Origin of the sequence: Clostridium akagii DSM 12554, assembly GCF_000686725.1 — a bacterium.
Lineage (GTDB): Bacteria > Bacillota > Clostridia > Clostridiales > Clostridiaceae > Clostridium_I > Clostridium_I akagii.
This window is the reverse complement of sequence record NZ_JMLK01000011.1, coordinates 39,844-53,889: the sequence shown is the minus strand read 5'-3', so window position 1 is coordinate 53,889 and position 14,046 is coordinate 39,844. Positions and strand designations below refer to the sequence as shown.

General features: G+C 31.5%; 18 protein-coding genes. 2 read left to right on the top strand and 16 right to left on the bottom strand.

Features of this window, described 5'->3' with window-relative positions:
* Positions 1–5 precede the first annotated feature (5 nt).
* From BR66_RS0106030 to BR66_RS0105990, 9 genes are all read right to left on the bottom strand, one after another.
* Positions 6–545, bottom strand: coding sequence for a F0F1 ATP synthase subunit delta (locus tag BR66_RS0106030; protein ID WP_026882107.1), 540 nt, complete (start codon positions 543–545; stop codon positions 6–8).
* Positions 546–547: 2 nt separating this feature from the next.
* Entirely contained in the window at positions 548–1,027 is a 480-nt protein-coding gene (locus tag BR66_RS0106025) for a F0F1 ATP synthase subunit B (protein ID WP_026882106.1), read from the bottom strand.
* Between the two features lie 52 nt (positions 1,028–1,079).
* Entirely contained in the window at positions 1,080–1,328 is a 249-nt protein-coding gene (gene atpE, locus BR66_RS0106020; RefSeq protein ID WP_026882105.1) for an ATP synthase F0 subunit C, read from the bottom strand.
* A gap of 75 nt (positions 1,329–1,403) precedes the next feature.
* The gene (locus BR66_RS0106015; protein ID WP_026882222.1) at positions 1,404–2,078 is read right to left on the bottom strand and encodes a F0F1 ATP synthase subunit A; all 675 of its coding nucleotides are present in this window, start codon (positions 2,076–2,078) and stop codon (positions 1,404–1,406) included.
* A 16-nt stretch (positions 2,079–2,094) separates the two neighbouring features.
* Complete coding sequence (locus BR66_RS23240; RefSeq protein ID WP_051624121.1) at positions 2,095–2,451, bottom strand: ATP synthase subunit I; 357 nt, start codon at positions 2,449–2,451, stop codon at positions 2,095–2,097.
* A 393-nt stretch (positions 2,452–2,844) separates the two neighbouring features.
* Positions 2,845–4,023 carry an acetyl-CoA C-acetyltransferase gene (locus BR66_RS0106005; RefSeq protein WP_026882104.1) on the bottom strand — a complete coding sequence of 393 codons (1,179 nt, stop codon included), beginning with the start codon at positions 4,021–4,023 and terminating at the stop codon, positions 2,845–2,847.
* A gap of 150 nt (positions 4,024–4,173) precedes the next feature.
* Positions 4,174–5,301 carry a non-hydrolyzing UDP-N-acetylglucosamine 2-epimerase gene (gene wecB / locus BR66_RS0106000; RefSeq protein WP_026882103.1) on the bottom strand — a complete coding sequence of 376 codons (1,128 nt, stop codon included), beginning with the start codon at positions 5,299–5,301 and terminating at the stop codon, positions 4,174–4,176.
* Between the two features lie 23 nt (positions 5,302–5,324).
* Positions 5,325–6,362: an MraY family glycosyltransferase gene (locus BR66_RS0105995; protein ID WP_026882102.1), complete on the bottom strand. Its 1,038-nt coding sequence runs from the start codon at positions 6,360–6,362 to the stop codon at positions 5,325–5,327.
* A 50-nt stretch (positions 6,363–6,412) separates the two neighbouring features.
* The gene (locus BR66_RS0105990; RefSeq protein ID WP_026882101.1) at positions 6,413–6,901 is read right to left on the bottom strand and encodes a deaminase; all 489 of its coding nucleotides are present in this window, start codon (positions 6,899–6,901) and stop codon (positions 6,413–6,415) included.
* 175 nt (positions 6,902–7,076) lie between these two features.
* On the opposite strand from BR66_RS0105990, the gene BR66_RS0105985 reads away from it, so the two are divergent.
* Entirely contained in the window at positions 7,077–7,757 is a 681-nt protein-coding gene (locus tag BR66_RS0105985; RefSeq protein ID WP_026882100.1) for a metal ABC transporter ATP-binding protein, read from the top strand.
* Positions 7,735–8,547, top strand: a complete 813-nt coding sequence (locus tag BR66_RS0105980; protein WP_026882099.1) for a metal ABC transporter permease — start codon at positions 7,735–7,737, stop codon at positions 8,545–8,547. Before BR66_RS0105985 ends, BR66_RS0105980 begins: the two co-directional genes overlap by 23 nt.
* A gap of 131 nt (positions 8,548–8,678) precedes the next feature.
* Here BR66_RS0105980 and upp read toward each other — a convergent pair whose 3' ends face one another.
* The 7 genes from upp to prfA all read right to left on the bottom strand — a co-directional run bounded on the left by upp (position 8,679) and on the right by prfA (position 13,961).
* On the bottom strand, positions 8,679–9,308 hold the full coding sequence (gene upp, locus BR66_RS0105975; RefSeq protein WP_026882098.1) for a uracil phosphoribosyltransferase: 630 nt from the start codon (positions 9,306–9,308) through the stop codon (positions 8,679–8,681).
* Positions 9,309–9,758 (bottom strand): ribose 5-phosphate isomerase B, encoded by a 450-nt coding sequence (gene rpiB / locus BR66_RS0105970; protein ID WP_026882097.1) that lies wholly within the window; start codon positions 9,756–9,758, stop codon positions 9,309–9,311.
* Between the two features lie 48 nt (positions 9,759–9,806).
* On the bottom strand, positions 9,807–10,259 hold the full coding sequence (locus tag BR66_RS0105965; protein WP_026882096.1) for a low molecular weight protein arginine phosphatase: 453 nt from the start codon (positions 10,257–10,259) through the stop codon (positions 9,807–9,809).
* 53 nt (positions 10,260–10,312) lie between these two features.
* A complete protein-coding gene (locus BR66_RS0105960; protein WP_026882095.1) occupies positions 10,313–11,365 on the bottom strand; it encodes an L-threonylcarbamoyladenylate synthase in 1,053 nt (350 codons plus the stop codon).
* Between the two features lie 115 nt (positions 11,366–11,480).
* The gene (locus BR66_RS0105955) at positions 11,481–12,206 is read right to left on the bottom strand and encodes a ZIP family metal transporter (protein ID WP_026882094.1); all 726 of its coding nucleotides are present in this window, start codon (positions 12,204–12,206) and stop codon (positions 11,481–11,483) included.
* Between the two features lie 46 nt (positions 12,207–12,252).
* On the bottom strand, positions 12,253–12,837 hold the full coding sequence (locus BR66_RS0105950; protein ID WP_026882093.1) for a hypothetical protein: 585 nt from the start codon (positions 12,835–12,837) through the stop codon (positions 12,253–12,255).
* Positions 12,838–12,881: 44 nt separating this feature from the next.
* Positions 12,882–13,961 (bottom strand): peptide chain release factor 1, encoded by a 1,080-nt coding sequence (prfA, locus tag BR66_RS0105945; protein WP_026882092.1) that lies wholly within the window; start codon positions 13,959–13,961, stop codon positions 12,882–12,884.
* Positions 13,962–14,046 lie beyond the last annotated feature (85 nt).

The window sequence follows — 14,046 nt, the reverse complement described above, 5'->3', positions numbered from 1 at the left end:
CACCCCTATCCTCTTACAAGCATTAATTTTTTTATTTCATCGATTTTGTTTTTAACTGTTCCGTCAATAACTTCGTCTCCAACTCTAACATAAACCCCACCTAGTATACTTGCATCAATACTTTCTTTCAAAATTATTAATTTATTATACTTAGCTTTTAGTTTAGCAGTTAGTGATGTTCTTTCATTATCATTTAGTGGAACGACTGTTTTTACAATTGCTATAACTTCATTTTTTTCTTCCAAACGAATTTCATCCATTTGCAGGATAATATCTTGAAGATCAACAATTCTGTGTTTTTCCACAAGTATTAGTAAAAAAGAGAGAATTTCTTTTTCTATGTTATTTTCAAAAACTCCTTTGAAAATTTCCATTTTTTTAGAAGTACTTATTTCTGGATTATTTATAACATTATTCAAATCAGTATTTCCCTTGATTAAGGTTTCAATCTGCTTTAAATCATCTATATATTCATCCACTTTGTTTTTAGCACCAGCAACTTCATAAAGTGCAAGTGCGTATCTTCTAGCTAGATATTCAAACATAATTAATTACCTACCTTAGCTATGAATTGTTCTATAAGTCTTCTATGTTCTTCTTCATCTATGGATTTTTCCAAAGCTTTTGAAGACAAAATAACAGCAAGATCTACTACCTTTTTCTTTAATTCGTCTTCTGCTTTTTCTTTTTCTCTCTCAATATCTTTTTTTGCTCTAGTAATTATTAGCTGAGCTTCATTTGAAGCTTCACTTTTAATATTACCTGATACTTTTTCAGCTTTTTCTTTATACTCTTCTACAATACTTTTACCTTTTTCTTTTGACTCATCTAAATTCTTTTGTGTTGATATCTTAAGAACTTCTGCTTCTTTCTTATCAGAATTAGCTTTGTCTATTGTTTCTTTAACTTCATTATTTCTGTCATCTATCACTTTAGTAATCTTCTCGAATAAAAAATGTTTTAAAAATAACAAAATAATTATAAAGTTTATTATAGTAATACATATTGTAACTATACTTATATTCATTTGCCCAAAAGCCTCCCTTCGGCCTCATTTTTTAACACACTCAGCTACTCTATTATTGCCATTTTGTAAATATTAACAACAAAGCGATAAATAAAGCGTATAGAGAAGTTACTTCGGCAAATGCCAAACCTATAAACATTGTAGATGTTACAGATCCTCTTGCTTCTGGTTGTCTTCCAATAGCTTCGACAGCTTTACCGGTAACAGTACCTATACCAATACCTCCGCCTAAACATCCTATTGCAGCTAAACCTGCACCTATTGCTATCATTCCATCATATAAAGCTTTAGTACTATTCATTTTTTATTCCTCCTTAAAATATAAAATTTCAATCTATAATATCTAGCACCAATTTTGATGTAGTTTATTATTAAGTTATTCTAACTCTCCACCCATTTTAGTGTAGAGCATGGTAAGCATCATAAATATATACACTTGTATTACTCCATCAAACATATCAAAGAACAGATGGAACGGTATTGGAACTATAAAGGCAAAATGACCCATACCTTGATATATAAGTCCTATAATTATAAACCCTACAAGCATATTACAAAATAGTCTTAAACATAATGATATTGGAAGAGTTATTTTTTCAAGTAAATTCATTGGTAACATTAGTATATATGGACTAATTAATTCTTTACCAAAACCACCTATTCCAACCTTACTAAAGGAATTTACATTTATAACAACAAAACTTATAATTGCAAAACCTGCTGTTACACTTATGTCTTTAGTGGAAGGGTCCACTCCAACTAATCCTGTTAGATTTAAGAAAAACAAGAAAATTCCCATTGTGCCAATGAAAGGAACAAAACTCATGTACTTTTCTCCCATATTTTCTCTTACCAATCCATTGAAGAAATCAATAAGCATTTCTAACACACTTTGCTTTTTATCTGGTAATTTTTTTAAATTGCGAGTTAAAGCTAGCACCAATATTACTATTACAACCATAATTACCCATTGTGTAACAATACTATCTGTTATACCAATATTGTGACCGCCTAAACGCAAAGTAAATAACGTTTTAGCATTCAAATCCATATTATCACTTCCTTTCTTATACTTTTATTGTGAATCCATGAATGACAACAGCTATGTAGTGAAGCGTGTATCCTATTATAATAGCTATATATTTAAATTTATCATTACCACATAGTAATATGACAATACCCAAAGTAATGATAATTCTAAATGCTGATAACAAAACAGTTAATAATTTATTACTTGACTTAGATAATATGTAACTTGTTGAAACCGCATTACCCAAAAAATTTAATGCAGCTAAAAGTAACCCCACTACTACTATATAATCGTAAGGTTTATAAAAAACATAAGATATAATAAATGCTACTATTGCAATTATTATATCAATAAAAAATACTCTCTTTAAAATAAACTTAACTTCTGAGTCCAATTTAATCACCCACCATCTGAATACGCTACATAAATTATATATCTAAGTAATTTTTATTGAAACTTGTATAATCGTTCAAATGTACTCATATTACACGTTTTCAATTGATTATCTTTGATATAATAGTTAATAATAGCTTTAGCTTATTATTTCACTATAATGACCATATTTTTTTCTCTACTTCATTTATTTGATAATACTATATTTTCTGTCTTTTTGCACTGCAATTTCATTGTAAACGAAGTCATAACCTAAAACCTGCATACATTTTTTGATTAGTAAGCTTTATTATTAGCATAAAGTACAAAATATATATGTAAATAATAAAGTTTTTTGAATAAAACAAAGGAGATGCTAAAAATCCATCTCCTTTGTTTACAAAAAGTTCATATTTTATCTTTCAACTATTAGAGCTGTTCCTTGTCCGCCACCTATACAAAGTGTAGCAAGACCTTTTTTAGCATCTCTTTTTTCCATTTCATATAAAAGTGTTACTAATATTCTTGCTCCTGATGCTCCTACTGGATGTCCAAGTGCAATAGCTCCACCATTTACATTAACTATATCCATGTTGAATTTCAAATCTTTTGCAACAGCTAAACTTTGAGCTGCAAAAGCTTCATTAGCTTCAATTAAATCTAAATCTTCAACCTTTAAATTAGCTCTTTCAAGTGCAACTTTTGTAGCTCCAACTGGACCATAACCCATTATAGCAGGGTCTACTCCCTTTGAACCAAATGCTCTTATTGTTGCAAGTGGTTTTACTCCAAGTTCTTTTGCTTTTTCAGCACTCATTATAACAAATGCAGCAGCTCCATCATTTATACCTGATGCATTTCCTGCAGTTACAGTACCATCTTTTTTAAATGAAGGTCTTAGTTTTGCTAATGTTTCAGCAGTTGTACCAAATCTTGGAAATTCATCGGTATCAAATATCTTTGGATCTCCCTTTCTCTGAGGTATTTCTACAGGAACAATTTCATCTTTAAATTTACCGTTTTTTATAGCTGCTTCTGCTTTTTGTTGTGACCATGCTGAAAATTTATCTTGTTCTTCTCTAGTAATATTCCATTTTTCTGATATATTTTCTGCAGTCATTCCCATGTGGTAATCATTAAAAGCATCCCATAATCCATCTTTGATCATTTCATCTACGAATTTTTTATCACCCATTTTAGTTCCCCATCTAGCTTCATCAACTAAATATGGAGCTCTTGACATGTTTTCCATACCACCAGCAACTACAATATCAACATCTCCTGATTGTATCATCTGGCGAGCAAGTGAAACAGCTCTAAGACCTGAACCACAGACTTTATTAATTGTAAAAGATGATACTTCAATTGGTAGTCCTGCTTTTACAGAAGACTGTCTTGCTGGGTTTTGTCCAAGTCCTGCTTGAAGAACATTACCCATAACTACTTCTTCAACGTCCTCTGGTTTTATTCCTGCTCTTTTAACAGCCTCTTTAATAACTATTGCGCCTAAGTCTACTGCTGTTATACCTTTTAATGCTCCACCAAATGAACCAACTGGTGTTCTTACTGCACTTGCGATTACTACTTCTCTCATGAAAACGACCTCCTAAAATTTATATTCTTAAGTAATTATCAATTTGTTTTGTTACGGTTATTTTCTTTCCAACATAATTATACCCACAATAAAATTTTTTATCAAGGCATTTTGTGAAAAAATAAACAATGTCTATTCATCATTTAATAATTACTGCTTAGCATGGAAATATTTTAGAATTATATCTACTATTCTTTCGGATGCATGACCGTCTCCATAAGGATTTATAGCTCTACTCATATTTAAATACTTTTCCTTATCATTGATAAGTTCATTTGTTTCATAAATTATCTTATCAACATCCGTACCTACAAGTTTTACTGTTTTTGCATCAACAGCCTCTGGTCTTTCAGTTACATTTCTTAATACTAATACAGGTTTACCAAGATGTGGAGCTTCCTCTTGTAATCCCCCTGAATCCGTCATTACCATAAAACATTTATTCATTAAATTATGAGTTTCCTTTGTATCAAGTGGTGGCAGAAGGTGTATACCTCTTACGCCATCTAAATTTTTATAAACAACGTCCCTTACCACTGGATTTAAATGAACTAAATACACTATCTCCACATTTTCATTCATAAGTGCTATGTTTTTTAGAGCCTTGCAGATGTTTTCTATTCCATCTCCCCAGTTTTCTCTTCTATGTGCTGTAACCAAAATTATCTTTTTACCTATGTAATCTAGATTATTAAGTTCTTCATTTTCAAATTTATAATCTACTTCAACAGTATGTTGCATAGCATCAATTACGGTGTTCCCTGTTATATAAATATTTTTTTCACATACTCCTTCGTTTAATAGGTTTTGCCTTGAACCCTTAGTAGGAGCAAAGTGAAGGTCAGCTATCGCACCTGTTAGCTTCCTATTCATTTCTTCTGGAAATGGGAAATATTTATTGAAAGTTCTTAGCCCAGCTTCCACATGCCCAACTGCAATTTGCCTATAAAATGCTGCTAATGATCCGGCAAAAGTAGTTGTTGTATCACCATGTACTAAAACTAAGTCTGGTTGTTCTTTTTCAAATATTTCTTCTAACCCTTCAAGAGTTCTTGTGGTTATACTTGTTAATGTCTGTTTGTCCTTCATTATATTTAAATCATAATCAGGTACTATATCAAATAAATTCAGAACCTGGTCAAGCATCTGTCTATGTTGGGCAGTTACGCATACCTTTATATCTATTTCTTTCCTCTTTTTTAGTTCCTTTACAAGAGGCGACATCTTGACGGCTTCTGGTCTAGTTCCAAAAATAGTTATAATTTTTATTTTGTTCAATTGATTTTCCTCCTAAATGTATGTTAGTTTTTATGTTTAAACAAACCAAATCTCCATGCTAAAAATACAATCAAAATTATCACAGCAGCAAAAACCATATAAGCGCTCCGATTTGTGAGTTGCATTACTATCACTGCAATCAGTCCTAATATTGCACTTATCAAATACATGATAATTACAGCCTGGCGCTGACTAAGTCCCATATTTAAAAGCCTATGATGTAAATGCCCCTTATCCCCCTGTGCTATAGGTTTTCCATTTATTTTTCTTCTTACTATTGCAAAAATAGTGTCATAAATAGGAAGCCCTAATGCCAAAATTGGCACAGCTAATACTATTGCTGAAGTAGCCTTTATTGCACCTTTCATAGCTATCGCTGCTAATAAAAATCCAATAAGCTGAGCACCTGTGTCTCCCATAAAAATTGATGCAGGGTTGAAATTATAAGGTAAAAATCCTAGTATTGCTCCTGCAAGTATAATAGTTATCACAATTATCTCAGGCTCTACTCTACCACTTAAATATGAAGCTACAATCATGGTAACGCAAGCAATAAAACCAAGCCCCGCTGAAAGTCCATCTAGACCGTCAATTAAATTAAAAGCATTGGTAACCCCTATAACCCATATCAAAGTTAGAGGAATTGCAATGTATGGATTTATAGTCAAAAATTGGCTTGCATCTCCTATGGGATTTGTAACTATGGAAATCATTGTTTTCGTACCAATAAGTACGCAAGCTGCAACTAACTGAAAACATAATTTTTGCCAAGGCTTTATAGTATATTTATCATCTATAAAACCACCTATAACAATAATAGTTGCCCCAATTAATACACCAAGTTCCGCCTCTTTAATTGGGCCTCCTTTAGCTATAAACATAATAATAAAGGACATGTAAATTGCTATACCTCCTAATTTTGGTATAGGTTTATTATGTACTCTTCTATTATCTTTTGGTACATCCACAACATCAAGAATAACCGCAAGTTTTCTTATAAGCGGAGTGCTAATAAAAGAAATTAACGTGGACAATAATGCAATTAAAAATAAATTTTCCATAATATCTTCCTTTTCGTCTGTAATTATTGTTTTTTTAATGTCTAAATATTTTAGTATCCTCGTTTATCATAAATGGAATCATCTTCATCTATCCATGAATTTGTTTTTATTATCCTGTAATCATCCTTTGTATCTCTAATAACTACCATTTCAATTCCAGCATTAATTATCAATCTTTTGCACATAGTACAAGAATTTGCATTTTCAACATACTCTGATGTTTTTGTATCCTTTCCAACAAGATATAGTATACTACTAATCATATCTTTTCTTGAAGCACTAATTATTGCGTTAGCCTCCGAATGCACCGATCTACACAGCTCATATTGCTCACCTCTTGGCACATTTAATTTTTCTCTTCTACAAGTCCCTAAATCATTACAATTTTTTCTGCCCCTTGGAGCACCTGTATACCCGGTAGCTATAATTTCATCATTTTTAACTATAATTGATCCATAATTTCTTCTTAAACAAGTTCCTCTTTCAAGTACAGTTTCTGCAATATCTAAATAATAATTATATTTATTTCTGCGCTCCAAAATGAATCTTCTCCTTCTCCATTTGTTATGCTACAAATCACCTATTATATAATTGTTCTCATATATTATATCATTAATCAAAAATCTTTTTATATTTTTTTTTATCATTTCACACTTGCAAATGATTCGCAACAAAGTATATAATTATTTTAGCAATTACTCAGGAGGATATTTTATGATAAAAATCAAAAATTTGTATTTTACTTATAATAAATCCAATCCCTATACTTTAAATGATATTAATTTAAATGTAGAAAAAGGATCTTATCTTTCAATTATAGGCGAAAATGGTAGCGGAAAAAGTACTCTTATGAAATTAATACTAAACTTATTGAAACCAACTAGTGGAACAATAGAAATATCAACAAAAAAAATTGGGTATGTACCACAAATTATGGATAATTTTAATTCAGCTTTCCCTCTAACAGTTGAAGAAATGCTAAAATCCCATATGAAAGCTCTTAAAATTAAAGATAAGGGCTGTATTGCTCGAAGTTTATCCATAGTTAAAATGGGTAATTTTAAAAATCAGCTTATAGGAAGTTTATCTGGAGGTCAACGGCAGAAAATATTTATTGCCCGGGCAATAATGGGAGTTCCAGAACTCATAGTTTTAGATGAACCTTCAAGTGGAATAGACGTTAAAAGTCAAGCTGAAATTTATTCTGTAATAAAGGATTTAAACACGGCTAAAAAAATTACAATACTTTCAGTGGAACATAATATGAAGGCTGCAATAGAAAACTCAACCCATATATTTAATATAGACAAAGGTCAAGGATACAAATCATCAATAGAAGATTATATTAATTTAAACACGGAGGTTTTACATAATGCTCCAACTATTACATCTTAGTTTTATGCAAAATGCATTAATATCATCGGTGCTTATATCAATATTATGTCCTTCAATTGGTATATTTTTAGTATTAAAAAGATATTCTATGGTAGGCGATACGCTGGCCCATTCATCATTTGCCGGAGTTGCTATAGGCCTTGTATTTGGATTTAGTCCAATTATAACTTCGTTTATTTTTACTACACTTTGTGCTGTTTTTATCGAAATATTAAAGACTTACTATAAACAATATTCCGATTTAATTCTTCCTATTGTGCTTACTTTTTCTGTAGGAATTGCCATAACATTAACAAGTAGTGGTATGGCTCAAGGTAACATAGAATCCTTTCTTTTTGGAAGCATTCTAACCGTTAGTAAAGGTGATTTGTATACAATTCTTTTTATAAGTATAATAAGCGTAATTTTATTATGCGTACTTTATGAAAAACTTGTATATATAACATTTGATGAAGATGGTGCTAAAATTGCTCAAATTAATGTTAAATTTATAAACTACTTGCTATCAATTTTAACTGGTGCTGCTATATCAGTATCAATTCGAATTATAGGTATTCTTGTTGTTTCATCCATGATTGCAGTTCCTGTAGCTACATCAATGCAACTTGGCAAAGGTTTCAAAAAAACTCTTATTTTTTCCGTTATATTTGGTTTTATTGATGTGGTTACCGGACTCATTTCATCTTATTACCTTAATTGTGCACCGGGAGGTACCATTGCATTAACTTCAGTGTTTGTGCTAGTTTTAGTTCTTGTATTTAAACAACTGGTCACACAGAAAAGCAGTTAATAGTGTCAAGTTAGAGAAAATTTTCGGCTAAATCCGGAGAATCAGAAAAAAGGCGGTCTCCTATAATGATTATATATAATCATTTGGAGATCGCCTTTTTAAATATTCTAACTTGTCACTATTCTTTGTTATTATTTTGTTCCAAAAAGTCTGTCTCCAGCATCTCCAAGACCTGGGACTATATATCCCTTTTCATTTAGTTTTTCATCAATGGATGCTAAATATATATCTACATCAGGATGTGCTTCCTGAACGGCTTTAACACCTTCTGGTGCACCTATCAAGCACATTAATCTTATATATTTTGCTCCTCTTTTTTTTAGCAGAGATATAGCATCAATAGCTGAACCTCCTGTTGCAAGCATAGGATCTGTTACAATTACTTCTCTTTCCTGAATATCTGGTGGTAATTTACAGAAATATTCCACTGGCTGTAAAGTCTTTTCATCTCTATACAATCCAATATGTCCAACCTTTGCAGCTGGTATAAGTTTAAGCATTCCATCTACCATTCCAAGTCCTGCTCTTAATATTGGAACTATAGCAACTTTTTTGCCTGCTAGTCTTTTACATTTTGTAGTACATATAGGTGTTTCAATATCTACCGTTTTCACCTGCATATCACGAGTAACCTCATATGCCATAAGCATAGCTACTTCTTCAACGAGTTCTCTAAAATCCTTTGATCCTGTTTTTTTATCTCTTATAAATGACAATTTATGTAATATTAATGGGTGGGATATTTGGGTTACTTTACTCATTTATTTATTCCTCCTGTTTTCTATTTCAGTAATTTTATCTATTCTTCTTTGATGTCTGTCGCCTTGAAATTTTGAATTTAAAAATGTATCCACAATATCTAGCGCTAGGCCTACTCCAACTACTCTTTCACCAAGAGCAATTATATTTGCATCATTATGTTCTCTGGATGCATGTGCTGAAAAAGTATCTGAGCATGCTGCTGCCCTTATTCCCTTTACTTTATTGGCAGCTATACTTATGCCAATTCCTGTTCCACATACCAATATTCCAAGATCAAAATTTTTCTTTGAAACCTCACTGGCAACTGCATATGCATAATCAGGATAATCGCATGATTCTTCAGTATATGTTCCAAAATCCTTAATTTCCAAAGATTTTTCTTCTAGATGTTTTATTATTTCCATTTTTAAAGATAGACCTGCATGATCACTACCTAATGCTATTTTCATCATTTACACCTCCGAGTATATTTACAAAAAAAGAAGACAAACGTATTGCTAAATACCTTTATCCTCCCTTAGTTTTTTTATTAATAATTTTATACTTAATTCCATATCCCTATAAGTATTTTTATAAATATCCAAACTACCACCATAAGGATCAGATACATCACCATTTCTATTTACATATAAATTTAATGGGTGCACCTTATCTTTAATACTTTCAAATTGATCCTTAATTATAGAACTCATATAATTTGTCATTGTGAGTATAAGATCCGCTTTGCTAAGCATACTTTCTGTAAGCCCCACTGCTTTTCTATTTGAAATATCAAGGCCTAAATTTTCCATCACAACAGCTGCTGAGTGCTTTGATGTAATACTATTTTTCTCAATACTCATACCTGCTGAATATGCCTTTATATTCTTTATATCACAATGCTTGTTGAATATTGCTTCTGCCATACAACTCCTGCAAGTGTTCCCTGTACAAACAAAAAGTATATTCATCCTCTTCCTCCTATATCAGTCCTATTTTTCTCAATATTTATCAATGATTCAAACTAAACATCTATTATGTTAAAACCTGCAGATTTGTTTAATCTATTCATGATTGCTACTCCAAAACCACTTTCATCGAAGGCCTCTGATATTATAACATCAATATCTGTATCATCAAAACATCTTAAAGTTTCAAAAAGATTTTTTCCTATTGATTTAATATCTTTCCTAGTTCCAAGTGATATAACAAGTTCTGCAGTATACTGATTTTTAGTTTCCTCAGTAGCCATAATTCCAACTTTCTTGCCTTTGCCTATATAATTTTGCACTATTTCATTGATTTTTGCAACAGTTTTTTTTAAATCTCCTTTAACAATTGTTACAGGTGCTTTGGGTGCATAATGCCTGTATTTCATTCCAGGGGCTTTCGGCACTAAATCTGACTTTGGCTTTTCCATTATAGCCTTGTCAATATATATGTCACTATCTATTGTTCTTAGCATTTCTAATGTTACTCCACCTGGTCTTAGTACACACGGAGGAACAACAGTACAATCAATTATTGTGGATTCAAGACCTATTTCTGATACTTCTCCACCTACTATGCATTGAATTTTCCCAAATAAATCATCAATACACCTTTGGACATCTGTAGGACTAGGTTTTCCAGAAATATTTGCGGATGGAGCTGCTATTGGTACACCCGCAGCCTTTATTATTTCTCTAGCTATAATACTACTTGGCATTCTAATACCTACGGACATTAAACCAGCAGAAGTTATATCTGGGATTATTGGTTTTTTATTCAATATTATAGTCATTGGTCCAGGCCAAAAACTTTCCATGAGTTTTTTAGCAACATGTGGTACTTCATTTACCAATTCATATATCTCCTGAAAATCAGCTATATGGACAATAAGTGGATTATCTTGTGGTCTTCCCTTGGCTATAAATATTTTTTTCACAGCTTCAGGATCAAGTGCATTTGCTCCAAGGCCATATACTGTTTCAGTTGGGAAGGCTACCAATCCTCCTTTTTTTATTATATCTCCAATATTTAAAAGTATATTTTTATCTAGCTTTTTACTATCTAAAATCTCTATTTTAGTATTCATCTATGTTCACACACCTCTTAAACTAAGACATCAGAAATTATTTTTTCATGATGCCAATATACGTTATAACACTTAAATTTTACTCTTTGATTGCCATTGATGTCAAATAGTAATATTATAAATTTGTACACATGGTAAATCCAAGTAAGACTCCTAACAAAATGCCCATCTTACTCATTCGCCCCCCCCAAAGCTTCATTGCCTCAGGTATCATTCCGAAAAACACTACATAAATCATTATTCCAGAAGCTAGTCCAAGACTGCTTCCTAGTATTGCTTTAGATATTCCCCCAATAAAAAGACCAATAGCCGCACCAAATGCCGTTGGCAAAGCCGTTATTGCTGTATATATAAATATTTTTACTGGATTAATTTTCGAGGCAACCATTGGTGCTGTGACGGCTAATCCCTCTGGTACATCATGTATAGCAATAAGTATACACATTTTCACTCCAAGACTACCTCCAACAAGAAAAGAACATCCCATAATTATTCCTTCTGGAAAGTTATGTAGCATAAGTCCTACTGCTGTTAATATCGCCACCTGCAAATGCTTATTTGCACATATGTTTTTTTTATTTAATAAGTTGTCCCCAAAATAAATAATTATTATCCCTGCTATTATACTCATAATAGTATTATTAAAACTCCATTTTTTTAAACACTCTGGAATCAAATCAAAAACTACTACAGAAAGCATTAACCCTGCGGCAAATCCAATCATGGCACCTAAAAGCCTTTTGGATGGATTTTTTATAAGAAGTCCTAAGGCAGACCCAATAAGAGTACCTAAAAGTGAGACAACACTTAAAAATAAAAATAGTATTATATTTATATTCAAAAAATACACCTCCATATCTATATTCTCTAATTATAGATATGCAGGTTTATTCAATGATATTTCTATATTCCTTTATCCTTGATATTGCTTCTTCGGTAAATGACAAGGCTGTACAACTTCTATATATCTCATTTAGAAGCGGATATTTTTTATATCCGCCTCTACTTATTATTGTATAAAAATATTGTGTCTCTGGATTCCTTTTTTTTAATTTACCGTAATAATAGCCAGCATATGGATTTTCCTTTAAAAATTCAATGTCTATGGGTCTAACATACTTATTTCTAAGTTTTGATTTACCTATTAAAACAAGTTTTATATCTTTACCACTTCCCTCTGCGTGAACTAACTCCACTTTTTCACAGGGTAAATTTATAGTTTTTATAGGAAATCCTATTGTTATACTTATTTTATATGCATCAACTTTATAATCAAGTACTTGGTTGTTTTTCATAAACACTAAAAATAGTAGTATTAACATTTCTATGACAAATAAATAAATTATAAAAAATAAATTTGTCTGCCTTGATATATATAAAATAACTGGGAGAACAATAAATAATAAACAAATAGCTAGAACAAATCTTTTGTATCTGGATGTTTGTTTTTTTATAGCTTTGTCTACATTCATAATTCTACCTCCAGATAAATATCAATCACAATAGAAACCTAATATTATACTGCTTCATTCCCTACTGATTGCATTTTTTCAGCCTGATCTTCAGTAATAAGTGAATCAATAATTTCATCTATTTCTCCATTAAGAAAAGATTCAAGTTTATAAAGAGTTAGACCTATTCTATGATCTGTAACTCTTCCTTGAGGATAATTGTAAGTTCTTATTCTTTCACTTCTGTCTCCAGTTCCAACCTTACTTTTTCTGTCTTCTGCAATCCCTGCTGATCTTTCATTTTGAGCTCTTTCAAAAAGTCTAGCCTTTAAAACCTTCATTGCTTTTTCCTTGTTTTTAAGTTGTCGTTTTTCATCTTGACATGAAACAACAAGTCCTGTTGGAAGATGTGTAATTCTTACTGCTGAATCTGTAGTATTTACACACTGTCCACCATGTCCTGAAGCTCTAAACACATCTATTCTTAAATCATTTGGACTAATATCAATTTCTACATCATCAACCTCAGGCATAACCGCTACCGTTGCTGCTGAAGTATGAATTCTACCACTTGATTCTGTATCTGGAACCCTTTGAACTCTATGTGCTCCATTTTCAAATTTAAGTCTACTATATGCACCTTGACCCTTTATCATAAACACAATTTCTTTAAAACCACCAATGTCAGTTTCGTTGGCACTCATTACTTCTATCTTCCAACCTCTAATTTCAGCATATCTTGTATACATTCTAAAAAGGTTAGCAGCAAAAAGTGCAGCTTCTTCTCCACCAGCACCACCTCTAATTTCCATGAAAACATTTTTGTTATCATTTGGATCCTTTGGTAGAAGTAATATTTTAAGTTCTTCTTCGTATTTTACAACGCTTTGTTCTAGTTCTTTTATTTCTTCTTGAACCATTTCTTCTAATTCTTTTTCAATCTTTTCCCTTAACATTTCATGGTCAGCTTCTAGATCTTCTTTAGCTTTTTTATATTCTCTATATTTATCAACTAACGTTTCTAAGTCAGAATGCTCCTTGCAAAGCTTCTGCCATTCTTTCTGATCTGCCATAATTGTTGGGTCACTAATTTTGACTGAAAGTTCTTCATATTTATTTTCTATAAAATTGAGTCTCTCAAGCATTATTTTATCACTCCGTATTTATATTTTTATTAATTTTGAATTATAGTGCGATAGAGTCGCTATAACCACAAAATCCACTTTATCA